Raw genomic sequence first — 26,092 nt, forward strand, 5'->3', positions numbered from 1 at the left:
TGGCATGAATAGCCTCGAACACAAGCTGCAACGGCTGGCGGCCAGGGCGCTGCCCGGCCTGCCCACGCTGCTCGCCGTGCTGTCCTCGGGCGCGCTGTTTCTGCTCTTCCTCGCCGTGCAGAACAAGCCGGCGCTGGCGGCGGGCGCCTTGGTCTTCGAAGGCGCCTTCAGCTCTTCCTTCGCCTGGGAAAATACCCTCCAGCGCGCCGCGCCCCTGATGCTGACCGCCCTGTGCGTCGCGCTGCCAGCCCGGGCCGGGCTGATCATCATCGGCGGGGAAGGGGCCCTGGTCCTGGGCGGTCTGGCCGCCGCGGTGCTGCCCCTGTGGCTACCCGAGTTTCCCGGGCCTTTGATGCTGGTACTGATGGGCCTGGCGGCGATGCTGGTCGGCGGCCTGTGGATCGGGCTGTCGGGCTGGATGCGGCAGAGCCGCGGCCTCAACGAGACGATCGGCAGCCTGCTGCTCTCCTACATCGGCATCGCGCTGTTTCGGCAATTGGTCGAAGGCCCGCTGCGCGATCCGGCGAGTCTGAACAAGCCCTCGACCGTACCGCTCGAGGATACCTATCTCATCGGTACCGTGAGCGACGCCTTTGCCGTGCACTGGGGATTGGTGGCGGGCGTCATCGCCTGCCTGCTGGCCTATGTCCTGTTGCGCCATAGTGTCAGCGGCTTCGCCCTGGGCATCGTCGGCGGCAACGTGCGAACCGCGCGGATGCTGGGACTTTCCGTCAATCGCCTGGTACTGATGACCTGCCTGCTCGGCGGGGCGGCGGCGGGGCTCGCCGGGATGTTCGAGGTCGCAGCGGTGCAGGGCAGTGCGAACGCGGCGCTGATCGCCGGCTATGGCACCAGCGGCATTCTGGTGGCCTTCGCCGCCCGGCATAACCCCCTGGCCATCATCCTCTGCGCCACGCTGCTGGGCGGGGTAGAGGCCAGCGGCAGCCTGTTGCAGCGACGCCTGGATCTGCCCGATGCGACGACGCTGATCCTCGAGGGCATCCTGTTCACCAATCTGCTGGCCTGGGAAGCCCTGAGTCCGCGTATCACGGCCTGGCGTCTGCGGCTGTTGGCGAAGGCGGCAACCCCGGTCGGAGGCGTTCCCGAGCATGGCTAACCTCGATTGGCTGACCTTCTTCCTGGCGCTGCTGGCCGGCGCGGTACGGGTGGGCACGCCTTTTCTGTTCGTCAGCCTGGGCGAGTGCCTCACCGAGAAAGGCGGGCGCATCAACCTGGGCCTGGAGGGCATCCTGGTCGCGGGAGCCATGACCGGCTACGCCGCGTCCTACCTGTCCGGCTCACCCTGGCTGGGCGTGCTCGCGGCAGGCAGTACCGGCCTGGTCCTGGGGTTGCTGCATGGCATCGTCTGCTCGCTACCCAAGGTCAACGACATCGCCTTCGGTATCGCCCTGATCCTGCTGGGAACGGGCCTGGCCTTCTTTCTCGGCAAGGCCTTCATCCAACCGCAGGCACCCATGCTGCCGTCGTTTTCGCTGGGGCACTGGTCCGCGGATGAGCGGGTGCGCTCGGCACTGAACATCAATGTGCTGTTCTTCTTCGGTGTCGCCCTGGCCATCCTGCTGCACTGGGGGCTGCGCAGCACCCGCTGGGGCCTGATGCTGCGCCTGGTCGGTGATCATGCCGAATCGGCCCAGGCCCTGGGCTATCACCCGATCAGGGTACGCATCTGGGCGACGTCGGTCGGCGGCTTTCTCGCCGGCGTCGGCGGCGCCTATCTCTCGCTGTATTACCCCGGCAGCTGGAACGAGGGGCTTTCCAGTGGCCAGGGGTTGATGGCCGTGGCCCTGGTGATCTTCGCGCGCTGGCAACCGCTGAATTGCCTGTGGGCCTCCTTGTTGTTCGGCGCGGCCGGTGCCATTGGCCCCGCCCTGCAGGCGGTGGGTATCAGTACGGGTTACTACCTGTTCGCCGCCGCGCCCTATGCCCTGACGCTGCTGGTGATGTTCGTCACCTGTCGGCCGAATCGAACCCTGACTGGTGCTCCCGGCGAGCTCAGTCTCACCCGATAGAGGTATAAGCTCATGTCCAGTGGTCTTGGTGGTTTGAACAAGTCGCCCAATGGCGTCGTGATCGGTCTGGCGCAGCTGTCGCTGCCGGATCCCCATACCCGGGAGGCCCTGTGGGCACAGACCCAGCGGGTGGTGGAGATGGTCGGCAAGGCCCGGCGGGGCATGCCCAGCCTGGACCTGATCGTCTTCCCGGAGTACTCGCTGCACGGGCTGTCCATGGATACCTCACCGGAGATCCTCTGCTCCCTGGAAGGGCCGGAAGTGACGGCGCTCCGCCAGGCCTGCGTCGATAACCGCATCTGGGGTTGCTTCTCCATCATGGAGGCCAATCCAGAGGGCAACCCTTTCAACAGTGGCCTCATCGTCGACGACACCGGCGAGATCCGCCTGTACTACCGCAAGATGCATCCCTGGGTGCCGGTCGAGCCCTGGGAGCCGGGCGACCAGGGCATTCCGGTCTGTGACGGTCCGCGCGGCAGCAAACTGGCACTGATCATCTGCCACGACGGCATGTTCCCGGAAATGGCGCGCGAGTGTGCCTACAAGGGCGCCGAGATCATGATCCGCACGGCGGGTTACACCGCCCCGATCCGCCAGGCCTGGCAGATCACCAACCAGGCCAATGCCTTCTGCAATCTGATGCAGACCGCGAGCGTCTGCATGTGTGGGTCCGATGGCACCTTCGACTCGATGGGCGAAGCCATGTTCGTCGATTTCGACGGTAGCCTGATGAACCAGGGCGGTGGTCGTGCCGACGAGATCGTCTGCTGCGAGATGCGTCCGGACCTGGTGCGTGAAGCGCGCCTGCACTGGGGCGTGGAGAACAACATCTATCAGTTCGGCCATCGTGGCTATTCCGCGGTCAAGGGCGGCGCCCAGGATTGCCCCTATACCTACATGCATGACCTGGCGGCGGGTCGCTATCGTCTGCCCTGGGAGGACCAGGTGGTCCACACCGATGGCACCTCCTGCGGAATGCCCGCGCCGGAGCGCCTGTTCACGCCCTCAGCTCAGGATTGACCCATGAGTCCACGTCAGCTCGCCTCTGCGCCTTACCCCTGGCCCTATGACGGTCGGCTCGATCCGGCCAACACCGCCCTGGTGATCATCGACATGCAGACCGACTTCTGTGGCGTCGGCGGCTATGTCGATGCCATGGGCTACGACCTGTCGCTGACCCGTGCGCCCATCGAGCCCATAAAGTCGGTGCTCGAAGTCATGCGGGCCCAGGGCTTTCCCATCATCCACACCCGCGAAGGCCATCGTCCCGACCTGTCCGATTTGCCGGCCAACAAGCGCTGGCGCTCGCGGAACATCGGCGCCGGCATTGGCGATGACGGTCCCTGCGGTCGCATCCTGATCCGGGGTGAGCCGGGGTGGGAGATCATTCCGGAGCTGGCGCCGCTACCGGGTGAGATCGTCATCGACAAGCCTGGCAAGGGGTCGTTCTACGCCACGGATCTTGAGCTCATCCTGCGCACTCGCGGCATCGCCAACCTGATCCTCACCGGGATCACCACGGATGTCTGTGTCCATACCACCATGCGCGAGGGCAACGACCGCGGCTTCGAATGCATCCTGCTCGAAGACTGCTGCGGCGCCACGGACCACGGCAACCACCTGGCCGCGCTCAACATGGTCAAGATGCAGGGTGGGGTCTTTGGTGCGGTGGGCGACTCGTCCATGCTGCTCGCCGTGCTGGCAGGGGACTGAGCCATGCGCGCCCTGGACCTGGAGATCATCGGTGCCGGCAAGACCTTCGGTAGCTTTCGTGCCCTGGCTGAGGTCTCCCTGAAGGTCAGGGCCGGGACCGTGCACGCTCTACTGGGCGAAAACGGGGCGGGCAAGAGCACCCTGGTCAAGGGCATCGTCGGCTATGGCCCGCTCGACGAAGGCGCGATCCTGGTGAACGATCGCGAGCGACAGATCCGCACGCCGAGGGACGCCCACGCCCTCGGAATCGGCATGGTCTATCAGCACTTCACCGTGGCACCGGGGCTCAGCGTCGCGGAAAACCTGGTGCTGTCACGTGGCGACCTGGGCTGGCGTATCGACTGGTCGCGAGAGCGCGAGCGGCTGGTCGCTTTCATGGCGGGCATGCCGTTCCGCCTGGACCTGGAGCGTCCCGTGAACAGCCTGGCGGCGGGTGAAAAACAGAAGCTCGAGATCCTCAAGCAGCTGTACCTGGAAAGGCACCTCATCATCCTCGATGAGCCGACCTCGGTCCTGACGCCCCAGGAGGCCGATGAAGTCTTGGGGTTGATGCAGCAGATGGCCCATCGAGGAGATATCTCGGTACTGATGATCACCCATAAGTTTCGTGAAGTGACCGCCTTCGCCGATGACGTCACGGTCCTGCGCAAGGGCCGGCTGGTCGGTAGCACGGCCGTTGCGGACACCTCGCCCGAATTCCTGGCCAGCTGGATGATGGGCGAGGCGGGCGCCGCCGCGGCCAAGCTCGAGCGGTCCGGCGTGATCGAGGCGGCACCTCGCCTGGAGGTGGTTAAGCTGGATGTGCCGGGCGACAAGGGGACGCTGGCGGTCAGCGAACTGTCGCTGGCCGTACGCCCCGGCGAGATAGTGGGTATCGCCGGGATTTCCGGTAACGGCCAGCGTGAGCTCACCGAGGCCCTGCTGGGGCAGCGCAAGGCCAGTGCCGGCGAGATCCGGGTGAATGGCCAGCGCTATCACGCCACCCGCCGCGAGATGCAGGACCTGCGCCTCTACAGCCTGCCGGAGGAGCCGCTGCGCAATGCCTGCATCGCCAGCCTGAGCGTGGCGGAGAACCTGGCCTTGCGCAATTTCGACCAGGCACCGCTGTGCCGCCAGGGCTGGCGCCTTGATCGCCGAGCCATCCGTACTCAGGCGCGCGACCTCATCGCGCGCTTCCAGGTGACGCCGGCCGATCCGGAGCGGCCCATCGGTACCCTATCGGGGGGGAACGTCCAGCGTGCCGTCCTGGCGCGGGAGTTGACCGAGGGGGTCGCGGTACTGATCGTCTCCAATCCGGTGTTCGGACTGGACTTCGCGTCGGCGGCGCTCATTCACCAACGGATCGTCGCGGCCAGGAATGCCGGTGCGGCGGTGCTGCTGTTGAGCGAAGACCTGGATGAACTGCTGGAACTGGCCGACCGCATCCTGGTGATGCATGACGGCCATATCGGCTTCGAGACCGCCATCGCCCAAGCCGACCGGGCCGTGCTGGGTCACCATATGGCGGGCGGTGCGACGCAGGCGGAGGCCGTATGATCCAGGTGAGCGCCCGTCCCGACACCTTCGCCTTCGAGCCGGCCAGTACGGCGCTCGTGGTGATCGACATGCAGCGGGATTTCATCGAACCGGGCGGCTTCGGCGCGGCGCTGGGCAACGATGTGACGCCGCTGAAAGCCATCATCCCGGCCGTGCAGCGGCTGCTGGCGTTGGCCCGTCAGCACCGGGTGCTGGTGGTCCATACCCGCGAATCCCACCTTCCCGACCTGTCCGATTGCCCCCCTGCCAAACACGCCCACGGACTGCCCGGACTGCGTATCGGCGACCCCGGGCCGATGGGGCGCATCCTGGTTCGTGGCGAACCCGGCAACCAGCTCGTCGCCGAGGTCGCCCCGATAGAGGGCGAGTGGGTGATCGACAAACCGGGCAAGGGCATGTTCCATGCGACCGGTCTGCACGAGCGACTGCAAGCCGAGGGCGTCAGTCACCTGGTGTTCGCCGGCGTCACCACCGAGGTCTGCGTGCAGACCAGCATGCGAGAAGCCAATGACCGCGGCTATCGTTGTCTGCTGATCGAGGAGGCCACGGAAAGCTATTTCCCGGCGTTCAAACGCGCGACACTGGACATGATCGTCGCCCAGGGCGGCATCGTCGGCCGGACGGCCTCTTTGGCGGCCCTGGAAGCCGCTCTGCACGAGGACCTGCCATGACATCGGTTTCCGCAATCAATCTTCCTGAGGTAGTGGCCGCGGTAACGGCGGCCTTTCGCGATTACGAGCGGGCGCTGATCGCCAACGAGCTGGAAACGCTCGACGGGTACTTCTGGTCGTCGCCCCACACGGTGCGCTTCGGGGTGGCGGAAAATCTCTATGGCAGCGAGGCCATCGCCGCGTATCGACGGCTCTGCCAACCGGTCGGGGCGGGCAGACGTCTGCACCACACGGTGATCACCACCTTCGGCGAGGACTGCGCCACCGTCAGCACCGAATTCAGCGATGGCGTTACCGCACGGGTCGGACGCCAGATGCAGACCTGGCTGTGTCTGGAAGGGGAATGGAAGGTCGTCGCCGCCCACGTCAGTATCGACCTGGACACCTTGGACGCCCGGGGATAACCCATGACCCAGTTCCAGACCAACGCCCTGGGCGAGCAGATCTACCTGAGAATCAAGCAGGAAATCTTCGATTTCTATCTGCTGCCCCATGACCGCTTCACCGAGACGCAGATCGCCGAGCGCTACCAGGTGTCCCGAACGCCGGTACGCGACGCCCTGTACCGCCTGCAGCGTGAAGGCTATCTGGAGGTGGAGTTCCGCCGTGGCTGGATGGTCAAGCCGCTCGACTTCGCCCGGATCGACGAACTCTACGACCTGCGCATCGTGCTCGAATCCGCCGCCGTGGATCGGCTGTGCGGGCTGGTCGACCTGCCGGAAATGCTGGAAGCCCTGTGCCAGGTCTGGATCGTGCCGCAGGACCAGCGCCACACCGACATGCAAACGGTCGCCGAACTGGACGAAGCCTTTCACAGCGGGCTGGTGGCCGCGACGGGGAACCGGGAGATGCTGCGGGTGCACCGCGAGGTGACGGAGCACATCCGCATCGTCCGGCGTCTGGACTTCTCCCAGCGCGCCCGCATCGAAGAGACTTACAACGAGCACGTGAGCATCCTCAAGGCACTGCGCCTGCGCAAGCGCGATGACACCCTGCTGATGCTGAGGGCCCATATCGAGCAGAGCAAGATCGAGGTCCGCAAGCTCAGCCTCTCGAGGCTGTCCGAGGCGCGGCGCCGGTTCGAGCGGCCACCGGCGGCGTCCGAGGGTTAGAAGATGAAACTGCTCAGGGGTGTGGACCTGCCGGCGCCGTCCTTACGCGAGCGGGGAAGTAGGGAAATCATCTGCGAGATTTCGATGGACGACCAAGCCCGTAGCCGTCCGCAGGGGCAGCAACAGCGCTAGCGGCTCCGCCCGGCCACTGCCTCGGTAGTTTGCAGATCCACACCAGGCATGATCGCAACGGTGATGCCGGCGCCGTGCACGGCAGGGTGGCGCCTCGGCGCGGAGTCATCATGTGATGGCTGAGCCCGCTGATCATGGCTTCGACGGTCGGCAGGTTTACCCGACAGTATGATCGAGCCTGACCCAGGCCCCGAGGCTGATTCCTCTGGCCGTTTTGCTCGAAACTCGGGCGCAGACTTCGTTACCGCCACTATCCTCGCGCCAGACCGTGGCGCCTTGGCTTGTTGCGACGAGCGGCCTTGGTCAGTTTTAGCAGGGAGATTGGACGGTTCAGGCGTCTCGTGCCAGCGCACAGGTCCCGGACCAGAGCCTTTCGTGACGTCTCCGTGGCACTTATGGAGCCAGCCTCCAGTCGTAACTCTGGCTTCGCTTGGTCGGTGACGCGGCCCTGCGCCTTCCCCCACGATCCGCTCCGAGACGACTCCTATGAATACCGCGAACTGGGCTTACATTCTCATCGTCGTTGCTGGGTTCTTGCAGGCCGCAGGAGCGGCCATGAACGGCTCTCTCAACAAGGCGCTGGTCAATCCCTGGCTGGCTACCTCCGTATCCTTCGTAATGGTTACCTTCGTAGCTGTTGGTTTGCTGATCTGCATGCCCAAGCCCCTGCCGTCGGTCAGCCAGATTGGTGACATGCCCTGGTGGGCGCCGCTCGGCGGTATCGCCGGTGCCGTCGCGGTGTTCGCAGGGCTGATCTTCATCCAGCGTCTCGGCGCGGCGCCGGTGAATGGAGTCACCATCACTGCGAACCTGATCGCCAGCCTGGTGATCGATCATTTCGGCCTGTTCGCCATGGAGCAGCACGCGATGAATGGATGGCGGCTGCTGGGTGCGGTATTCATGATTGCCGGTGTCGTCCTGATTGCCCGGTTCTGAACGTCAGCTCTGCTACCTCGCTGGACGCGTTGGCGGCGCTTGGCGACCAGGCTGAAGCTTACGAAGGGAGCAGCGACCTTAGCGCGAGCAATTGCCTGCCTTGGTGAATCCTGCAGCCTTAGCTTCACCTTCCGAGGCGAAGGCAACCTGGTTCTTGGGTGATACCTGGTGGTAGCTCGGGCAGCCCTCAGGCAGATGATAGACATGGCTGTTCCGGTTGCCGATGACCGCGTCCTGGGTTGCCTGCGCGGAGCTATCCGACCTCGCTGGTTCACGGGGCGCCGGTGCTTTGGTGGGCAGAAGACTTATGACGCCATCGCCAACCGGTTGGTAACCCACCGTCCAATGGCGCGCACCGGAAACGAAGGGATTGCCGTGGCCCATGATCGACGCGATTCGCTGATCACGTTCGCGTTCCCAGGCGGTCACCGGGTGCTGTTGATCCCACGCCATGAGCAGTTGCTGTTGCTGGCGCGACATGTTCAAGGCGTATCTATCGAACATGTAGAAGGTGACGCGGGCGACCAGTCCTTTGACGTCGTCGCGTGGCTCGGCGGCGCGGTCCTGGAAGTCTATCCTGGTCGCGCACTGACCGTACTGCCGTTGCACACCCTGAGCCATCCCATAGTTGAAGTTTGCACGGTCGCCGTTCACTTCGCCGACGGCAGGGTAGAGGTTGAACAGATCGGCTTCCATCGCGCGGAAGACCGGATCATCGGCCACGCAATGCTCACGCCCGCCGTTCTGCCAGCACTGGCGCTGATGGCCAAAGGTCCAGGCCGGTACTATGTGCTCCCACTCCGTACGTTCGCCGCGAGACTCCTGCTTGCGGGCCTGAAAGCCACAGGAGGCGGCATCGACCCGTCCTCCAGACTTGCCGACCCACTGCCATTGGCAGCCGCAGTACAGGTCGCCCTGGGTACTCGTATTCTGGTCGAAATAGACTTTTTGTCTGGCGATTACCTTGGCTTCACCGAAGGTATCGGGCGCTGCCGCCTGAGCGGAGGTGGCCAGCAGGGAGGTCAGGAACAGCGAAAGCAAAAGGCGCATGAATCTCAACAGCTCGGAAAGGGCGCCGAATTGTATAGCTTTTGTTGTAGGGGCGGCTGGAGCGTAGCGTGGGGCACGCTATTGCCGTTCAGTGGTGCCAGGCAGCCGCAGATCGGGGTGAGACTGGCGTCGCAGACGATGCGGGTGAATTATCCAGGGCAGGCGAAAATTGTCTTACCAGTGACGGCGCTATTAACGGTGTTAGGTAAGACCACTGTGCAGGTTCAGCATGGAGCGAAAGCGCCCAGCTTCGTGAATCCAGCTTTGACGCCTTGAGTTCCATGGATTCGACGGAGATCTATCGGCGGAATAGTTTTGCTATAGCGATCATTCAAGGCCTGGCGCCACTGGCCGAGATAGAGCGTATCGAAGCCCTCACCCTGAAGGTGATGCCGCCACAGTGGAAGCCTGACCTGGATCAGCGTGTAGCGGCCCACCTCAAAAAATTCAACGAAACCCAAGACGCGCCGCTGTAAGGCGGCTCGCGCGCCGGCTGTAGCCAAGGAAAAGAAGATGCAATACGCAACCCTGAACCACATCTACCGTTTGGTATGGAGCGATCTGCACCAAACGTGGGTTGCGGTCTCCGAGCTCACCCGGGGTCAAGGAAAGAAAGTTACCCGTAAGCTCAGCGCGGCAGTAGTCGTGACCGCCAGTATGGTGGCACCCCTCGCTCATGCAGGACCGACGGGGGGACAGATCACTGCCGGCAGCGGCACGATCAATCAGTCTGGCTCGACCACCACGATTAACCAGGGCAGTCAAAACCTCTCGTTGAACTGGCAGTCGTTCAACACCAGCGCCTCAGAGACGGTCAACTTCTCGCAGCCTTCGACGTCCGCAATCGCCGTCAACCGCATCGGCGATCAAAACCCCACCCAGTTTCTGGGCAAGCTCAACGCCAATGGCCAGGTCTATCTGATCAACCCCAATGGCATCGTCTTCGGCTCCGGTGCTCAGGTAAACGTCGGCGGCCTGGTGGCCTCCACGCTGGATATCAACGACAGCGCCGCGTCGGGCAATGCGCGGACCTTCAGCGGTACAGGCGCCGGCAGTGTTGTCAACAAGGGCACCATCAACACGGCGAACGGTGGCTATGTCGCGTTCGTCGGCAAGCAAGTCCAGAACCAGGGCACGATCACGGCACCCGGGGGCGCGGCGGCCTTGGCTGCCGGCAGCGATGTGACCCTATCCTTCACTGGCGACAAGCTGGTGAATCTGCAGATCAACAAGAGCACTGTCGATACCCTGGCGGAAAACGGCGGCCTGGTGCAAGCCGACGGCGGGGCGGTGTGGATGTCCGCGGGCGCACGCGACACGGTCCTCGCCAGTGTGGTGAACAACACCGGCATCGTGCAGGCGCGCAGCGTACAGAACGTCAACGGCACCATCGTCCTGGAAGCCGGCAGTGCAGGTACCACGACCAATGACGGAACGCTGGACGTTGCAGGCGCAGCCACTGGCCAGCACGGTGGTAGTGCCAAGGTCCTGGGCGGGACGGTCAACCTGACCGCCAACAGCCGAATTGATGCATCCGGCGATACGGGCGGTGGCTCAGCGCTGATCGGGGGCAATTTCAAAGGCCTCGGGTCTGAGCAAAGAGCGAAGAACACCACGGTCGCCGCGGGCAGTCGGATCGAAGCGGATGCGCGCGGCAGTGGAAAGGGTGGTCAGGTTGCCGTCTGGTCGGACGGCGCGACTCGCTTCGATGGTTACATCAGTGCCCGTGGCGGTAGGGCGAGCGGTAACGGTGGCAGCGTCGAGACATCCGGTAAGCACCTGACGATCGGTTCGAATGCCTCTGTCGCCACGCTGGCGCCTAATGGCCAGACCGGAGATTGGTTACTCGACCCAGACGACTTCACCATTTACTCCGACGGCAATAGTACCGGCGATATGAAGGATACCGATGTGACGGCCGCCCTGCAGTCGTCCAACGTGACCATCAAGACTGGCGCGACGACGACCTGTACTGGCGGCCTAACCTGCACGGGCCACAGCGGCAACGGCGATATCATCTTGGCTAATGGCGCGCTGATCGGCGGGTCGAACTGGACCAGTGGCACCACGCTTACCTTAAGCGCCTACCGAAACATCGAGCTGCAGGGTACCGCAAATCTTGATTCTGGCTCAGCCACCGGCAACATGATCCTGCGGTCGGATAACACGGGTACGGGCACCGGCACCGTCCTTCTTAGCAACGAATCAAATATCTTCGGGAATAGCACCGGCACGGTTCAGATCTACTACAACCCGAGCAGCTATACCTCGCCGACCAATTACGCGGGTCTTACCGATGTCAACGGTGATCCGCTGATCAGAATGCCGGATGCCAGCAAGCTCAGTACCTACATGTACGTGAACCTGGCAGCAGTCATCGGCAACAAGACCTACGACGGCAGCACGGCCGCTTCGATCAGCTCGGCTACCGTACGCGGTGGTGTCCCCTCGGACGTGACTGTCGACACCAGCGGCGCCACTGCGACATTCGCCGACAAGAACACGGGCACCGGCAAAGCGGTAACGGTTTCCGGTATCACACTGAGCGGTTCCGGCGCAGGCAAGTACGCGCTTAATGGTCTGGATAGCAGCACCGCCACTATCAGTAAGCTCGACCTGAGCCTTTCCGGCATTTCAGCTAACAACAAAACTTACGACGGCACGACGATCGCCACGATCTCTGGCAGCGCCGTGGTATCAGCACTCGGTAGTGATGCGGTCAGTGTGTCGGGGAGTGGCGCAGGTAGTAGCTTTGCTGACAAGAACGCCGGCACGGGCAAGGCGGTCACGGTCAGCGGCTACACCCTCACAGGCGCTGACGCGGGCAACTACAACCTGGTTCAGCCTACCGGCTTGACGGCGGATATCACCAAAGCCAGCCTTAGCGTGACGGGAGTCGCCGCGGCCAACAAAACCTACGACGGCACCACCGCGGCGTACGTAGTAGGGACGGCCGCCGTCAGCGCTTTCGGCAGTGATGCGGTCGCCGTCTCGGGTAGCGGTAGTGCCAGCTTCGCTGACAAGAATGCCGGCAGCGGCAAGGCCGTCACCGTCAGTGGCTACACCCTGAGTGGCGCCGATGCGGGTAACTACAACCTGATCCAACCGTCTGGCCTGACCGCCACCATTGGCAAGGCCTCCCTGGTATTGGCAGGGCTGGGTGTCAGCGACAAGGTCTACGATGGCACTACGGTGGCGACCCTGTCGGGTACCGGTTCGGTCAGCGCCTTGGGTAGCGATGTGGTGTCAGTGCAGGGTAGCGGCAGCGCCGTCTTTGCCGACAAGAATGCAGGTGCCAACAAGGCGGTGAACGTCAGCGGCTACAGCCTGAGCGGCGCCGATGCTGGCAACTACAACCTGGTCCAACCGTCCGGCCTGACTGCCACCATCAGCAAGGCGGATCTGCTGCTGTCGGGCTTGGGTATCAGCAACAAGGTCTACGATGGCACCACCGCAGCGACCCTCACAGGTACTGGTTCGGTCAGTGCCTTCGGGAGTGATGTGGTCTCGCTCGCGGGCAGTGGCATCGCCAATTTTGCCGACAAGAATGCGGGAAGCGGTAAGGCCGCTACCGTCAGCGGCTACACCCTGACCGGCGCCGATGCTGGCAACTATAATTTGATCCAACCGTCCGGCCTGAGCGCCGACATCGCAAAAGCCAATCTCAGCGTGACAGGGGTCGCCGCGGCGAATAAAACCTACGACGGCACCACCGCCGCAAACGTAGTAGGGACGGCAACTGTTAGTGCCTTCGGCAGCGACGCGGTTGCCGTCTCGGGCAGCGGTAGCGGCAGCTTTGGCGATAAGAACGCCGGCGCTGGCAAGGCCGTCACGGTCAGTGGCTACACACTGAGCGGCGCCGATGCAGGCAACTACAACCTGATTCAGCCCACCGGACTGAGCGCCACCATTGGCAAGGCCTCCCTGGTATTGGCAGGACTGGGCGTCAGCGACAAGGTCTACGATGGCACCACTGCTGCGACGCTTTCCGGTACCGGCTCGGTCAACGCTTTCGGTAGTGACGTGGTCTCGGTAACGGGTAGCGGCAGCGCCAGCTTCGCAGACAAGAACGCGGGCGCCAACAAGGCGGTGAACGTTAGTGGTTACAGCCTGACGGGTGCCGATGCTGGCAACTACAACCTGGTCCAACCGTCCGGCCTGACTGCCACCATCAGCAAGGCGGATCTGCTGCTGTCGGGCTTGGGTATCAGCAACAAGGTCTACGATGGCACCACCGCAGCGACCTTCACGGGCACCGGTTCGGTCAGTGCGTTCGGTAGTGACGCGGTATCCGTCACTGGTAGCGGCAGCGCTAGTTTCGCGGATAAGAATGTCGGTAATGGTAAGGCCGTTACGGTTGGCGGCTACGCCCTCGGTGGCGCCGATGCTGACAACTACCGTCTTGTCCTGCCATCGAGCTTTACGGCGAACATAACGCCTGCCTCTCTCACTCTGTCCGGCATCACCGCCAGCGACAAGGTGTTTGATGGTACGCAAAGGGCCAACATCAATACCGGCAATGCGGTATTGACCGGGCTCCTGGGTGGGGATGCCGTTAACTTGGTTTCGAGTGGTGCCTTCGCGGACGCCGCCGTCGGTAATGGAAAGCTCGTCACCTTGAGCAATGGTTTGAGCGGTAGCGATAGTGGTAACTACACCCTGACTGGCCAAACCACGACGCTGGCCAGCATTACCGCCATCCCTGCCGGCCCGGCTGCAACTATACCTGCAGCGACGCTCGCTACCACGGGCTCGCTCCAGACAACGCAGAACGCGGTCGCTCAGGTGCAGTCGGCAATCCTGCCAGTCCAGGCCACTGCCCAGCCGCGCGCGTTGAGCCTGTCGTCTACCTTGGAGGTGCGTGACTTGCAGCAGGACAACGTTGCCAGTGACGAGCGCAACGGAGGCAACGGCAATACGGCTTTCCTGAACACCTCCATCGGCTTCGGTACCCAGGCACCAAGGCTCAGTATCCAGAATGGTGGCGTTCAACTGCCTCCTGTCGCTGTCAGCGTCTCCCAGTAGGTCTTCATGAACAATAGAAACGTTTTCGCACTGGCCTATAAACCTCTGGTTGCCGCTGTCTTCCTGAATGGTCTGGCAGCGTCGGTCTACGCCCAGGTGCCCCCGGACGCCGGGACCATCCTGCAGCAGTTGCAGCCCACCTTACCGTCTTCACCGCCTTCGGCTGCGCCTTCGTTGCAGACGCAGCCGAAGACCAATGCAACGTTGCCGGAGTCGGCTCCTTTCTTCGTCAGGCAGCTACAGCTAACGGGCAATACCGTCTTTCCTACCGAGGCCCTTCACGACCTCGTCTCTGACGAGGAAGGGAAGTCATTGACCTTGCGGCAAGTAGGCGACCTTGCCGGTCGGATCACTGCCTACTATCAGAATCGTGGCTATCAGCTGACGCGGGCGATCATTCCTGCGCAGACCATCCGGGACGGGGTGGTTACCATCCAGGTGATCGAGGCTCACTATGGCAAGGTGCAACTCGATAACCAGAGTGAGGTACGCGATAGCCTTCTGCAGGCTACGATTGCACCGCTGCAGAGTGGATCGGTGATCGATGACGGCTCGCTCAATCGCAGTCTGCTGTTGCTGTCCGACATTCCAGGTGTGGGGGTCGCGGCGACCCTGAAGCCCGGTAGCGATGTCGCGACGTCCGACCTGACTGTTGCGACCAAGCAAAATCCCAGCGCCTTTGCCAACGTATCGCTAGATAACTACGGCAACAAGTACACCGATCGTGGCCGCCTGTCGGCCAACTTCAATGTACTCAATCCGCTTCACCTGGGGGATGTGCTCAGCGCTACGCTGCTGACGACCGGGAGCGGGATGAACTATGGGCGTTTCTCCTATGAGGCGTTGATGAATGGGCAGGGGACCCGCGCTGGCGCGTCCTATTCCTATCTTCGCTATCGATTGGGCGACAATATCTCGGACCTGGACGCCAATGGCACCGCCATGGTGGGGAGCGCCTGGGTGCGGCATCCGCTGATGCGGAGTCGCACTGCTAACGTCTACGTCCAGGCGCAATTCGACCGGAAGCAGCTGGACGATCGTATCGATGCGACCGACTTGCGGACCGATAGGCATCTGAACAACTGGGTGCTGGGGCTCAATGGCGATCTCCGCGACGACGTTCTCGCGGGCGCCATCAACCTCTGGAGCGTGGGCATCACGAGTGGGCGGGTCGTGTTCGACGAGGTCAACACGGCGGCGCAGGCGCAAGGTAGCTTCTCCAAGTTCAACCTCAATCTTTCCCGGCTACAGGGACTCACGCCAACCAATGCGCTCTATGTGAACGTGGCGGCGCAGTGGAGTGATGTGAACCTGGATTCTGCGGAGAAGATGACGATTGGTGGCCCGTACAGCGTACGGGCGTATGACATAGGCGCGCTCTCGGGTGATACGGGCTACGCGGGTACTGTCGAACTACGCCATGACCTGGGTTCAGGTCCGATGGGCTACTGGCAAGCGATAGCCTTTGTGGACAGTGCGTACGTGAAGGTCAATCGTCATCCAACCGGCAACGCCGAGAACAGTGGCAGCCTGTCCGGTGCCGGCGTCGGCCTCAATTGGCGAGGGCCGGATCAGTGGCAAGGATCAATCTCCGTCGCCAACCGGATCGGTAGCGAGCCTTCCCTGGTGGCAGACCAGTCACCGGTGAGAGGGTGGGTCACGGTAAGCAAGGCGTTCTGAGACGGAGCGCGCGATAGTCCAACCAGCGCTCGGTCGGCAGGAAACTGGTCCTGTCGATCGAGTCTGCCCGACGAGTGTGCAGTTACAGATCCTTGGCCGGGACGAAGTGTACCGGTTCGCGTAGGAAAGGCTTTCGATCAGGTAGTCACGAGCAAGGCTTTCTGGTCTTGTGAGGTGAGCGGGCCAGTCCAGGCCGCGGTCAGCAATGAATCCGGTGTCGTAGGTGATGCCGGTTGGCGAATCGAATGACCGTCTCGGGACCTACACGGGTTGTCACCTCGTAGATGAATAATGCGAGCCCAGGTCTGTCACGGGGTATTCCTAGTCCTAGCGTTGGATGACGGCCTGCTTTCCCGCTAGAAGCATTATGCAATGCTCCAGTCTCTGGCTTTCCTATCACGAGGTGCGAGCGTTTTTGCCAAAGAACCTTGCGACGGGGCGGCACCTGTAACGCTACGGCCTTCTTACTAATGTTGTCCCCGACGGCACCTGGCATGGGTAAGGCATCAGTTCTCGTTGTAGCAGCCAGTGCCATACACGAGATAGTCCATCACGTGCTCCTGGCCGGCGTGATCCAGGTAATCGAGGTGAGCCGGGACGATACCGCAGCGCGAAGCCAGGTCGGTCTGGCTGATGACCTTGTCGATGTCGAGGTGGACGAAAAAGCTCGGCTTGTCGTGGATGGGGGTGGCACTGGTGGTATCTGCCATTGCCGAGCCGCTAACGATTAGGCCGAAGATCCCGAAAATGAGCGCTTTCATGGTAAGTCCTCTTGAGTGGGCAGCGTGTTGCTGACCAGGTCACTCTAGGAGGGCAGGGGGGACTGCAGGCTGACCAGCGGATGACAAAAGCGTCATGGGCGCTGTCCTGCCGGGCGAAACCGAAAGCCCGGGAGTGGCAGCACCCGGCCGGAGGAGCGCGCCAGATCCCGGCTGAACAGGGTTGGCAGTGCCATAGCGCTGGACGAGCCTGGAGGGGCCGCGGGTGGATTGACCGTGTTCCATCGGCTAACGTGACAGCGGCGACCGCCTCGGTCACTTCGCGGCGGTCGACCTTCACCGCTTCCTTCTGGTGCGGTTGATAGCAGGATCAGGGCAATCAGCCCATTGCCGATAGGAGGGATGCCGAGCAGCTGATCCCCAAGCGTGTCTAGACACTTTCGGTTGCCACGCGCGCCTGTCCGTCCATTTACACCCCTTGTTTGCGCTCCTCCGCCAGCTGCTGCTGCCTGGTAACACCTCGGGCTCAAAGAATTTACTGATGCTGCCGCATCCATCGCTCCGCGGCCGCTTTTGCAGAGAGGTCTTCGTAACGGCACCCATGGTCAAGCTGACTGATCACCGCGTTGCCCGGTCGCAGCTGCCGCAGGTCTTCGATCAGGGGGGCGGGTAGTTTCCCCAGTAGATCGTTGGCGACAATCAGTGTCGCTTCGTCTTGTCCACCCAAGAGGCCAAGAGGATCCTCGAGTGCGCGGATAGCATAGCGATGATGAAGGAACTGGGGATGCCATAGCGGCACGACGAACCATTCCTTGGCTGCATACGAGCGCTCGTATCTGTCGAAGCAGGTCGTGCCCGCGCCCTCGGCAAAGAAATACCCTTCACTGTCGAGACCGTACTGCTGGATGATCGCCTTGGAAAAACGGCTAATTCCCGCCCCGGCGTTGATGCCCTGGATGCAACGGCTCGTTGCTTTCATTATTTCCGGCTTCGTCAGGTCCGTTATGCTCTTGATTGCGTGCTCGGGTATGTAGTCAGGGACGCCCCAGATGCAATAGGGCTCATAAAGGACGGTAACCTTGCTATTCGGTCGCTCCAGCGCTGCCAGATAGGCGCCATGACTGGCGGGTAACCAGGCCGAAACGAGAAGGTCGACGCGAGCGGCATCGAATCGTTGAAAAGTTTCCTCATGTGGAGCTTTGTCGATCTCCACTTGGAAGCCGTACCGCTCGAATAAGACCTGAACGAGAGCGGCGCTCACGGTATGAAAGCTGAGATCTATGCAGCCTAATCGAATGATCTGGGTCATGATTGATTCCGCTGTTGCAAAGGATTTAGGGCGAGCTAAAAACCTTCGAGAACGATCTTTCCCCGAGATCTTCCGCTTTCGATGAGCGCGTGGGCTCGCTTGAGGTTCTTTGCGTTGATCCTACCGAAATGCGCGGTGGCAGTCGTTTTTATGATGCCTTGGTCGACCAGTGCGGCGACATTGTTGAGTAGTTCATGCTGTTTTATCAGGTCGGGTGTTTGATAAAGGCCGCGGGTGAACATGAGCTCCCAGTGTAGAGAAAGAGATTTTCTCTTCAATAACGAAATGTCGAGTTGCTCGGGGTCGTCGATCAGTGCAAGTTTGCCCTGGGGAGTAAGCAGGTCTACGATTTGACCAAGGTACTTGTCGGTATGCGTGAGGCTTACTGCGTAGTTGAAAAGGTGGCCATCGGGTAGCGTCAGCTGATCGGCGAACGGCAGGTTGTGGTTGATGACATGGTGTGCTCCCAGTTCCTTTACCCACGCCGTCGTTTCTGGGCGTGATGCCGTCCCCACGATCGTCAGCTTGGTTAGTTTTCGAGCCAGCTGAGTTAGTATCGATCCGACTCCGCCCGCGGCACCAATGATAAGTAAGTATTGACCCTCTCCGTCACCTTCCTTTATGGACAGTCGGTCAAACAGTAGCTCCCAGGCAGTGATCGACGTAAGCGGCAGGGCCGCCGCGTGGGCGTTATCTATCGTCCGAGGTTTCAGTCCAGCCATTCGCTCGTCGACCAGATGGAATTCGCTATAGCACCCAGGCCGATCGATGGCGCCCGCATAGAAGACCTCGTCACCCACGTTAAACAAGGAGACATTCTGGCCGATCGCTCGGACGATGCCGACGGCGTCCCAGCCCAGGACACGAGGACCGTTGGTAGCACCGCCCTGTCTGACTTTCGTATCAACCGGATTTACCGAAATGGCAGCGATTTCTACTAGCAGGTCTCTATCGTTCGGAACTGGCTTTTCAAGGTTTTCTTCATAAAGGGCTTGTGGATCCTCGAGCGGAAGACCTGCTTGCCGGAACACAATGGCTTTCATCGACTATCGCCTTTCAGAGTGGTTGGTAGTCCTAGACTAGCAGCGCGACTCCTAGACGATTTTCAAGAAAACCGGGTAAATTCTTCTTGATTGTGAAGAAGCTGTCGGCAGTTTGAGTGGTGTCTGGTTGTTAGGTGCAGGCTGCCGACCTATGGACGGCTAACCTTCATAGGCGCTGAACTTTTCTTCGAGGAATTGCTTGAGCCTTTGTATGGGCAGGGTAAGAGACTTTCTATGCGCGCACACGAGTTGCAGCGGTGCCAGCTGCCCCAGCACATTAGGCAGTAATTCGATCAATCTGCCGCCCTTGATATCTTCCAATACGTCTATCCTCGATTTGTAGATGATTCCTCGACCAGCGACCGCCCATCGCCTTACTACATCGGCATCGTTACTGGTCCTGTCACCGTTGACGTGTATGCTTTTCGTTTCCCCATTCTCCTCGAACACCCAGCGATCATAGGTATGCTCGCCCATCACGTAGCGCAAGCAATTGAACCTGACTAGTTCCTCAGGACAGGACGGATAACCATGTTCTCTTAAAAAACCAGGGGCGGCGCACAGCGTTCGACGATTGAGCGGTGCCAAGGATAGTGATACCAGGCTGGAATCAGCCAGTTGGCCATATCTTAGGGTGGCGTCCAGGTGTTCGCTATAGAGATCGGCAACCTGATCGCTTATTCGAAGTTGAAAACGAATTTTAGGGTAGAGCGCTTGAAACTCGTCTAGCCAGGGCAGAATGACGTTACGACCAATATCCGAAGGCATGGATAGCTTGAGGGTTCCGGCAATCTCGGCTTGATCGGTTGCCAGGGCTTGTTCCCCATTTTCCAGTGCACCCAGAACGTCTATCGCATGGGGGAGGTAGCGTTCACCATCGTCACTCATTCGCAGGCTTCGCGTTGAACGTATGAACAGCCTGACGTCCAAGATGCTTTCCAGACGCTGTATGGCTCCGCTTGCCAGTGCAGGTGAAATGTTGAGTATACGAGCCGCAGCGGAAAAACTGCCTGCTGACGCGCTCGTGACAAAGACTTGAAGATCATCGACGCGGACGATTTTATTCATTTTGTGGAAATTCTTTAGCGGCTGGAAGGGTTTTTTAGTCTGTCTCGAAAGACAACCATTGCCTATTCAGGTCAATTGAGGAATATGCAGTGCGTAAGATCAAGAGAGTCAGCCTGTTTGCGTTGTTCGCGTCCTTTGGTGTCATGACTCCGGTCCTGGCTGAGACCGCTTCGCCAACCCTGCAGACCGTCGCGCGGTCGAATACGGATGTGTGGAATGCGGTCGCCGTGGATGCCAACGGCGAACTCTATGTGTCGGGCCCTACCTGGATGGGGGTGACGGGGCCGTCGGTATCCAAGCTGGACGCCGCCGGTAAGGCGACGCCGTTCCCCAGTGCCCGGTGGAATAGTAGGTCCGGTGAGGTGCCTCCTGCGGAGAGGTTCATCAACGTGAACGCTATGCGCTTCGGCGCTGATGGGAATCTGTGGGTAGTGGATGCGGGTGTTACAGGGTTTGGTGGATCCGTAGTGCCGGGGGGTGCAAAGGTCGTGGTGATAGATCCGCGAACGAGCGCCATCGTCAGGGTTTATACCCTCCGTGAGGACATTGCAAAGGACGGCAGCTATATCGATGACATTCGCCTGAACCAGGGTCACGCCTACTTGACCGATGCGGGTAATCCTGGCGTTGTCGTCTTGGACCTCAACACGGGTGCTGCGCGTAGGGTGCTCGATAATAGCCCTGCTGTTCGAGCACCGGCCGATAGAACCATCATCGTGGACGAAAAAATCCTCCGCGCGCCGAATGGTCAGCCACTCAAGGTTCATGCAGATCCTCTGGAGGTTTCTGCCGATGGCCTGTGGCTCTATTTCGCCTCGTTGGAGGGGCCCTGGTACCGAATTCGGACGGAGTTGCTTGATGACCCCACTCGAACCGATGCTGATGTTGAGCGCGGTGTCGAGTTTTGGCGTGACCTTCCTCCGGTCGGCGGCACTGTCATGGATAAGCACGGTAACTTTTATTATAGTGACCTCGCGGAGAACAGTGTAAAACGAATAACCGCAGCTGGAAAAACCGAGTTGATTGTGAAGGATCGCAGACTTCACTGGGTGGATGCACCCGCCATCGATAGTAAAGGATCCTTGTATCTCCCTGCGGCCCAGGTCGATCGGGTAGGGTTGTTCAATGGCGGAGTTTCCAAGGTGGAACGGCCTATAAGGGTCTATCGAATCAACCTGAAGTAAATGGCTATATAACGCGTCGACTTGGGTCGAGCCTAAGTATTTCTGCTTAGGCTCGACAGTCATTGTCGAGGTTGCTATGGAAGCCTGTCACCAATCCAGAAATGTGGATCGTACACATCTCGCTGGTCAGTTGTGGGCTCGATGGTCGCTGCGACTACGCAGCTGACGCTCGCCTTGTTTCTCGTCGCGTTATCAAATTCGGATTGTTCTGGGCTCGTTTTATGAAGAGTCAGAAACTCTTCATTTCGCCATTCCTCGATCACGATCCACTCGTTTTCATTAGTTGTGGTGGCGAAGATTTGCGATGAAATGCAGCCCGGTTTTTTGCTCACGGCTTTTACTAGTCTTGCAAGGTTGGCAAACAATTCACCATTGCAGTCGGAAGTTGCGGCAATCCTTGTTACTGCTATCAGCTTGTCTTTCATTTCAGCCTCCGCCGTCGCCCATGGGGTACGTGAAGAGTGCCCTCCTACCCCCATCCTCAACACCAGCCCCTCGCTGAAACTGTTTCTTGGTTTTCCGGAAAGACCGTCGTTAGCCGCCGAGATAACCTCGGCCTTTGGCGCCGAGTTGCGCTTGTCTCAAACTATGAAAATTCGCTTTCTCTAGGTGCTACCTGGTCAGCTTTCTTGGCGCTTGTAACTAGGCGTGACAACCTATGCGCAGGCGGAGCGCGTGGCGTAGCTCGGGGGGCAGGAAGCTCGGCACGATACGTCATGACTGGTCCGCAACGCGCCTAGCGTCAGACCTATCGAAAGCGGTGCAAACGTTTCATCTAAGAAGTAGAACAGACAGGCGATATCGAGCGCGAGCCATTCAGGGTGCGCGCCGCGATCCCTGGGTTAACGGTGGCTCGAGTCGAGCGAATGCATGAGTTGGGATGAGTTGGCCGCCTACCGCGAAACGAGTTGCCCTAGCGGCCGCCAGCAGCATTTCCGCGGTAATAGCGCTAGGGGCGAAGAGTCCAGGGATCCAGCAGCGATGCGCGCTATCACCGCTCGATGAAAGCTCGGATGAACCCAAGACAGCTAGTTGTTCAAAAGCATGTTTTGAGAGTACCGCGACCCTTCGATCCGGATCGGGTTGCCGCTGACCAGATTCACCTCAACCTTGCTGAGGAAGTAGCTGTCCGCACCGCAGCTGCTCGATACCGGTACGTTATCGAGGGTGTGATAGATCTTTTGATGATGGGCGTCAGTAGTGATCGCCGTGCGCTGAAACCCGCTGCTTGGGTAATAGGACGTAGCGCAGGGTACAGAGGAGCCGGTAGACATCTGATAGACGACCAGGCGGCTGTTGACCACGCTCCCAAGGCCTTTCTGGTCGGGTGTCCCATAGGCATATTCCGGACAGGAGCCGGTGCCGTCGTAGCAGACGGTCATTTCTATGTCGCCTATGGCCTTAATCGACGTCACGCCGGGGGCGGGCGTCCAGCGGGCGGAGCGCAGCGCATACTCGTTCGAACCCGCAGGCAGCTTCAGACTGAGGTGCACGGACTTTCTGCAGCAGGTAGTGGTGTTTTGGTCATCATCCACGTCGTCGCCCGCGCGGTTCCTGCATTGGCTGCCGGCGTCACCCAGGCGTCCAGCCTTCTGCGCGAGCGCAAAGTCGCTCTCGTCGTTCTCCGTTCCCCAGGCAGCACCCTGGAGACCACTGGCCCAGCTCAGGTAGGTGTTCGAATCGCCGCTGAGTAGCGTCCAGGAGTTGCTGCTCAGAGCGCCATCACCTTTCAGGTTGCGACCCTGGAGCTTACAGGTGTAGGTGCCTGCGCTTGCCGGAACGAAGAGGTATCTCACGTCCTCCTGAAGTTGACCCCTGGGGTTGCTGTAGGCGTCATTGCCTTCATGGTTGCGCGTGCTCCACAGATACTCATCGCCACAGGCGATCCTCAGCCCAAGCATCAGATTACCCGTCGTATCGCTGGTGGCGGTCCCGCGGGCGAACAGGTAGAAGGGCTCCCCGGCAGCGAGTTTCTTGGTTACTTCGATATAACCATGGGCGGCGTCGCCGCCGACGTCCAGAGTTTGTCCATCGGCGCGATAGGCTTGGGGTTCCAGCAGGGCGAGTGCGGCCTGGGCGGCAGGCGTCATGGTAGCGGCGACGATGGCCAGCAGGCCGGAGGCCAGCCAGTACGGGGTAGGAGTGTCCATCGAGTTATCCCTTCATCGAGTGGGTCGGAGCGGTCCGTCCGCCTATGGAGCTAGCGCAACGATAGTCGTCAGACGAATCGGGTGCTAGCGACGAACCCTTCTGTTGTCAGGACAACGACCAACGGCTCGGACGCTCCTTGTGTCGCTGATTCAGGGCAAGAAGGCAGAAATAGGTACCGCCGCCTCGGCAGGGAGACTGGCCACCTGCGCAGATCCTGCTACCCAGCGGTGGTCGGTGCCTGGTACGACGAAGCCACGGTTCTGCAGGTTGCGACCCTCCTGGAGAGTGTCAGTGAGGTCAGGGATATGCATCTCTCTCTCAGTCGGTAGAAGAGGAGGCGAATGCTCGTCCGAAATGTGGAGGCCGGGCCTCGCGTCAAGGCGGGGGAGGATACCTGCAAGGAGCGGATGCCGGGCAGGCATCCTTCTGCGAGGCCTATCAGGATCGTAGTGAGGGCCAGGTAACTCCGCTGCGTTCAGGCTAGGTCGACCGCCCAAGGTGGTGGTTAGGTGTTGAGCGCCGTCTGGAACGGCATCCAGCGCTCGGCCCATACGATCTACCATTGCGAGTGCCTACCTCGAGGGGCATATCGGCAAGCAGCCAGGGCTACTCATACCTGCGCCATACCACCGTCGACCGGCAGTTCGGCGCCGGTAATGAAGCTGCTCTGGTCGCTCACCAGGAATAGCGCGGCCGAGGCCACTTCATCGGTGCGAGCCATCCGGCCGAGTGGGATCAGCTTCGTCAGCGTCGCTCGGATGTCAGCGGAGGCCGCTGCCATCATGGCCGTGTCTGTGGGCCCGGGCGCGACGACGTTGACGCGGATGTTTCGTGGGGCCAGTTCATTGGCCCAGGTTCGCGCGAAAGAGCGTACGGCGGCCTTGGTCGCGCCATAGACGCCATAGCCTTGGGTGCCGATCGCCGCGGCGATCGAGCCCACCAATACGATGGCGCCCCCATCCGGCATGATCGCGGTTGCGGCTTTGGCGGCGAACAGCAGGGCGCGTACGTTGAGGTCGAAGGTGCGATCGAAGTGATCTTCACTGATCGAGTCGAGCGTCGCGAATTCCGAGATGCCGGCGTTGAGGGCGAGGATGTCTACTCGTCCTACTTCTTGGTGCACCGTCTCGAAGAAAGCGGTGAGGGCTGCTACATCGGCTGCATCGACGCATCGCTCCCGGAGCCCACCGGCGCCAACCGCAACGTCGCTCGCCTGGGCACGCCGACTGGTCGCATAGACGGTAGCGCCTTCCATGGCGAAGCGTTGGGCGATGGCGCCGCCAATGCCACCATTTCCGCCGACGACAACCGCGATTTTTCCTAGAAGAGTGCTCATAAGTCCTCACAAGAGTGATGTGGTTGACTAGGAGCGACGGTATCATTCCTATATCTAATCACAAGAACGCACTTACTGGTGCCTAGATATACAGGTGGATACCCATGGGCAAAGACGTGCTCGAACTGCCGCTCGATGTCACCGCGACCAGGCCTATCCTTGAACATATCGCCAACAAGTGGACGGTCCTGATCCTGAGCGTTCTGTGCACGCAGCCGGCGCGGTTCAATGACCTCAAACGCCGCCTCGATGGCATCACTCACAAATCGCTGTCCGATGCCTTGAAGCGGCTGGAGCGTAACGGCCTGATCATTCGCAAGGTTCTGCCGACGCAGCCGATCGGCGTCGAGTACAGCATCACCGCGCTGGGTTGCTCGCTCCGCGAGCCCTTTGCGGCCCTCTACGGCTGGTCTTTGGTAAACGGCCCCGCAATGGAAGAGGCCCAGCGGGCTTACGATGCTTCCAGGGGGGAGGAAGGGCAGGGGGAGGAGCTATAGCAAGGCAGGCGACTCGAGGTGCGCCCTGTGTAGGTCCTGGAATGAGCTGCGCCCGTCTGCAGTTGCGCAACGGCGCTAGAAGCAGGAGGGATAGGAAGGCTGGCGATAGCCTCTGGCGCCTTGCGCTTATCCAGCCTGCGACGCGCTGTGCTCTGCACCGCTCGGGTAATGATATCGACATCTCATACGATAACGGATGCGACGATAAAAGACGTCGCCGATGATGGCGTTACGCTATCTTTGGGTCGGCGGCGCGACTGGAGTACGGGTGCCATGAGCATCAATGATGAAGAGCTGGACAAGCGACTGAAGCTGGCCGAAGGGATGAGCGCGACCAAGATCATGGATCGCGCGCGTGCTGACCGCGGCTTCATGAGCAACATCATCCTGGCACTCGAAGAGTGTGGTGTGGATGATCGCACCGACGAGGAGAACGCCCTGCTCGAGTGGGCACGCTCCTTTCAGCGTCAGCAGGGTTTCCGCGGTGAGTGAGGGCCGCCTAGGGCAGGACGAAGCCCTGCATCGGGCGATCGCTCAGGCGACCCATAATGCGCTGCTGCTGATGCTCTACGAAAGCCTGAGAGCCCAGGCCCAGTTAGGTCTAGACGCCAGGATCGAGTGGGTATTCGGCCAGGCCGGTGCGCCCCGGGCGGAGGTGAAGGTGGAGCATCAGGCTATCGTCGACGCCATCGCCGCTCACGATCCGCTACTTGCCGAGCAGAGCATGCGCAGTCATCTGCAGTCGGTACGGACACGCATGTTCGCCCCGCGTTAGTACGTCAGTTGCGGCGGGGCAGATCGGCGTTGCGACGCAGCTCTGACGGTCCGGTGTTACCCAGGCGGAGTGTTGAACAAATTCCGTTGCTGCTCGATAGGAGCTAGTCGGGACAAAGCATCGAT

General features: G+C 61.0%; 24 protein-coding genes. 16 read left to right on the forward strand and 8 right to left on the reverse strand.

All coding sequences use genetic code 11. The features are described from left to right. Nucleotides 1-4: 4 nt before the first annotated feature. The 9 genes from ACYJP6_RS20355 to ACYJP6_RS20395 all read left to right on the forward strand — a co-directional run bounded on the left by ACYJP6_RS20355 (nt 5) and on the right by ACYJP6_RS20395 (nt 8,130). Nucleotides 5-1,117 (forward strand): ABC transporter permease, encoded by a 1,113-nt coding sequence (locus ACYJP6_RS20355; RefSeq protein ID WP_459477289.1) that lies wholly within the window; start codon nt 5-7, stop codon nt 1,115-1,117. After that, nucleotides 1,110-2,030 (forward strand): ABC transporter permease, encoded by a 921-nt coding sequence (locus tag ACYJP6_RS20360; RefSeq protein ID WP_459477291.1) that lies wholly within the window; start codon nt 1,110-1,112, stop codon nt 2,028-2,030. The genes ACYJP6_RS20355 and ACYJP6_RS20360 overlap by 8 nt, the downstream gene beginning before the upstream one ends. Before the next feature lie 12 nt (nt 2,031-2,042). Continuing rightward, nucleotides 2,043-3,050 carry a formamidase gene (locus ACYJP6_RS20365; RefSeq protein WP_459477294.1) on the forward strand — a complete coding sequence of 336 codons (1,008 nt, stop codon included), beginning with the start codon at nt 2,043-2,045 and terminating at the stop codon, nt 3,048-3,050. A gap of 3 nt (nt 3,051-3,053) precedes the next feature. Further along, nucleotides 3,054-3,743 carry a biuret amidohydrolase gene (gene biuH / locus ACYJP6_RS20370; protein ID WP_459477296.1) on the forward strand — a complete coding sequence of 230 codons (690 nt, stop codon included), beginning with the start codon at nt 3,054-3,056 and terminating at the stop codon, nt 3,741-3,743. Between the two features lie 3 nt (nt 3,744-3,746). Continuing rightward, nucleotides 3,747-5,279, forward strand: coding sequence for an ABC transporter ATP-binding protein (locus tag ACYJP6_RS20375; RefSeq protein WP_459477298.1), 1,533 nt, complete (start codon nt 3,747-3,749; stop codon nt 5,277-5,279). Then, complete coding sequence (locus tag ACYJP6_RS20380) at nt 5,276-5,950, forward strand: cysteine hydrolase family protein (RefSeq protein ID WP_459477300.1); 675 nt, start codon at nt 5,276-5,278, stop codon at nt 5,948-5,950. Before ACYJP6_RS20375 ends, ACYJP6_RS20380 begins: the two co-directional genes overlap by 4 nt. Further along, a complete protein-coding gene (gene hpxZ, locus ACYJP6_RS20385) occupies nt 5,947-6,354 on the forward strand; it encodes an oxalurate catabolism protein HpxZ (RefSeq protein ID WP_108576163.1) in 408 nt (135 codons plus the stop codon). The genes ACYJP6_RS20380 and hpxZ overlap by 4 nt, the downstream gene beginning before the upstream one ends. A gap of 3 nt (nt 6,355-6,357) precedes the next feature. Next, the gene (locus ACYJP6_RS20390) at nt 6,358-7,062 is read left to right on the forward strand and encodes a GntR family transcriptional regulator (protein ID WP_459477302.1); all 705 of its coding nucleotides are present in this window, start codon (nt 6,358-6,360) and stop codon (nt 7,060-7,062) included. Between the two features lie 618 nt (nt 7,063-7,680). Continuing rightward, a complete protein-coding gene (locus tag ACYJP6_RS20395; RefSeq protein WP_459477304.1) occupies nt 7,681-8,130 on the forward strand; it encodes a DMT family transporter in 450 nt (149 codons plus the stop codon). 78 nt (nt 8,131-8,208) lie between these two features. On the opposite strand, the gene ACYJP6_RS20400 is transcribed toward ACYJP6_RS20395, so the two are convergent. After that, nucleotides 8,209-9,180, reverse strand: coding sequence for an endonuclease (locus ACYJP6_RS20400; protein ID WP_459477306.1), 972 nt, complete (start codon nt 9,178-9,180; stop codon nt 8,209-8,211). Between the two features lie 281 nt (nt 9,181-9,461). On the opposite strand from ACYJP6_RS20400, the gene ACYJP6_RS20405 reads away from it, so the two are divergent. From ACYJP6_RS20405 to ACYJP6_RS20415, 3 genes are read left to right on the forward strand one after another with little or no spacing between them, the layout of a single operon-like run. Beyond that, complete coding sequence (locus tag ACYJP6_RS20405) at nt 9,462-9,656, forward strand: hypothetical protein (RefSeq protein WP_459477308.1); 195 nt, start codon at nt 9,462-9,464, stop codon at nt 9,654-9,656. 37 nt (nt 9,657-9,693) lie between these two features. Beyond that, the gene (locus tag ACYJP6_RS20410; RefSeq protein WP_459477310.1) at nt 9,694-14,205 is read left to right on the forward strand and encodes a YDG domain-containing protein; all 4,512 of its coding nucleotides are present in this window, start codon (nt 9,694-9,696) and stop codon (nt 14,203-14,205) included. A gap of 6 nt (nt 14,206-14,211) precedes the next feature. After that, nucleotides 14,212-15,885 (forward strand): ShlB/FhaC/HecB family hemolysin secretion/activation protein, encoded by a 1,674-nt coding sequence (locus ACYJP6_RS20415; protein WP_459477311.1) that lies wholly within the window; start codon nt 14,212-14,214, stop codon nt 15,883-15,885. Between the two features lie 506 nt (nt 15,886-16,391). On the opposite strand, the gene ACYJP6_RS20420 is transcribed toward ACYJP6_RS20415, so the two are convergent. The 4 genes from ACYJP6_RS20420 to ACYJP6_RS20435 all read right to left on the reverse strand — a co-directional run bounded on the left by ACYJP6_RS20420 (nt 16,392) and on the right by ACYJP6_RS20435 (nt 20,015). Then, nucleotides 16,392-16,646, reverse strand: a complete 255-nt coding sequence (locus ACYJP6_RS20420) for a DUF2790 domain-containing protein (protein WP_459477313.1) — start codon at nt 16,644-16,646, stop codon at nt 16,392-16,394. 493 nt (nt 16,647-17,139) lie between these two features. Then, nucleotides 17,140-17,913 (reverse strand): glycine betaine ABC transporter substrate-binding protein, encoded by a 774-nt coding sequence (locus tag ACYJP6_RS20425; protein ID WP_459477315.1) that lies wholly within the window; start codon nt 17,911-17,913, stop codon nt 17,140-17,142. A 35-nt stretch (nt 17,914-17,948) separates the two neighbouring features. Then, nucleotides 17,949-18,956, reverse strand: a complete 1,008-nt coding sequence (locus tag ACYJP6_RS20430; protein ID WP_459477316.1) for a zinc-binding alcohol dehydrogenase family protein — start codon at nt 18,954-18,956, stop codon at nt 17,949-17,951. A gap of 159 nt (nt 18,957-19,115) precedes the next feature. Then, entirely contained in the window at nt 19,116-20,015 is a 900-nt protein-coding gene (locus tag ACYJP6_RS20435; RefSeq protein ID WP_459477515.1) for a LysR family transcriptional regulator, read from the reverse strand. 98 nt (nt 20,016-20,113) lie between these two features. Between ACYJP6_RS20435 and ACYJP6_RS20440 the strand changes: the two genes are divergently transcribed. Further along, entirely contained in the window at nt 20,114-21,208 is a 1,095-nt protein-coding gene (locus ACYJP6_RS20440) for an L-dopachrome tautomerase-related protein (RefSeq protein ID WP_459477318.1), read from the forward strand. Between the two features lie 74 nt (nt 21,209-21,282). On the opposite strand, the gene ACYJP6_RS20445 is transcribed toward ACYJP6_RS20440, so the two are convergent. The 3 genes from ACYJP6_RS20445 to ACYJP6_RS20455 form a co-directional block, all read right to left on the reverse strand. Continuing rightward, nucleotides 21,283-21,633, reverse strand: a complete 351-nt coding sequence (locus tag ACYJP6_RS20445) for an antibiotic biosynthesis monooxygenase family protein (protein ID WP_459477320.1) — start codon at nt 21,631-21,633, stop codon at nt 21,283-21,285. Between the two features lie 603 nt (nt 21,634-22,236). Next, complete coding sequence (locus ACYJP6_RS20450; protein ID WP_459477322.1) at nt 22,237-23,358, reverse strand: hypothetical protein; 1,122 nt, start codon at nt 23,356-23,358, stop codon at nt 22,237-22,239. Nucleotides 23,359-23,969: 611 nt separating this feature from the next. Further along, complete coding sequence (locus ACYJP6_RS20455) at nt 23,970-24,695, reverse strand: SDR family NAD(P)-dependent oxidoreductase (protein WP_459477324.1); 726 nt, start codon at nt 24,693-24,695, stop codon at nt 23,970-23,972. A 104-nt stretch (nt 24,696-24,799) separates the two neighbouring features. Between ACYJP6_RS20455 and ACYJP6_RS20460 the strand changes: the two genes are divergently transcribed. The 3 genes from ACYJP6_RS20460 to ACYJP6_RS20470 all read left to right on the forward strand — a co-directional run bounded on the left by ACYJP6_RS20460 (nt 24,800) and on the right by ACYJP6_RS20470 (nt 25,967). After that, a complete protein-coding gene (locus ACYJP6_RS20460) occupies nt 24,800-25,192 on the forward strand; it encodes a winged helix-turn-helix transcriptional regulator (protein ID WP_459477326.1) in 393 nt (130 codons plus the stop codon). Between the two features lie 273 nt (nt 25,193-25,465). Then, entirely contained in the window at nt 25,466-25,684 is a 219-nt protein-coding gene (locus ACYJP6_RS20465; RefSeq protein ID WP_459477328.1) for a hypothetical protein, read from the forward strand. Next, nucleotides 25,677-25,967: a FadR/GntR family transcriptional regulator gene (locus ACYJP6_RS20470; RefSeq protein ID WP_459477330.1), complete on the forward strand. Its 291-nt coding sequence runs from the start codon at nt 25,677-25,679 to the stop codon at nt 25,965-25,967. Before ACYJP6_RS20465 ends, ACYJP6_RS20470 begins: the two co-directional genes overlap by 8 nt. The last annotated feature ends 125 nt before the right edge of the window (nt 25,968-26,092 follow it).

This window comes from Pseudomonas sp. No.117 (assembly GCF_054558395.1).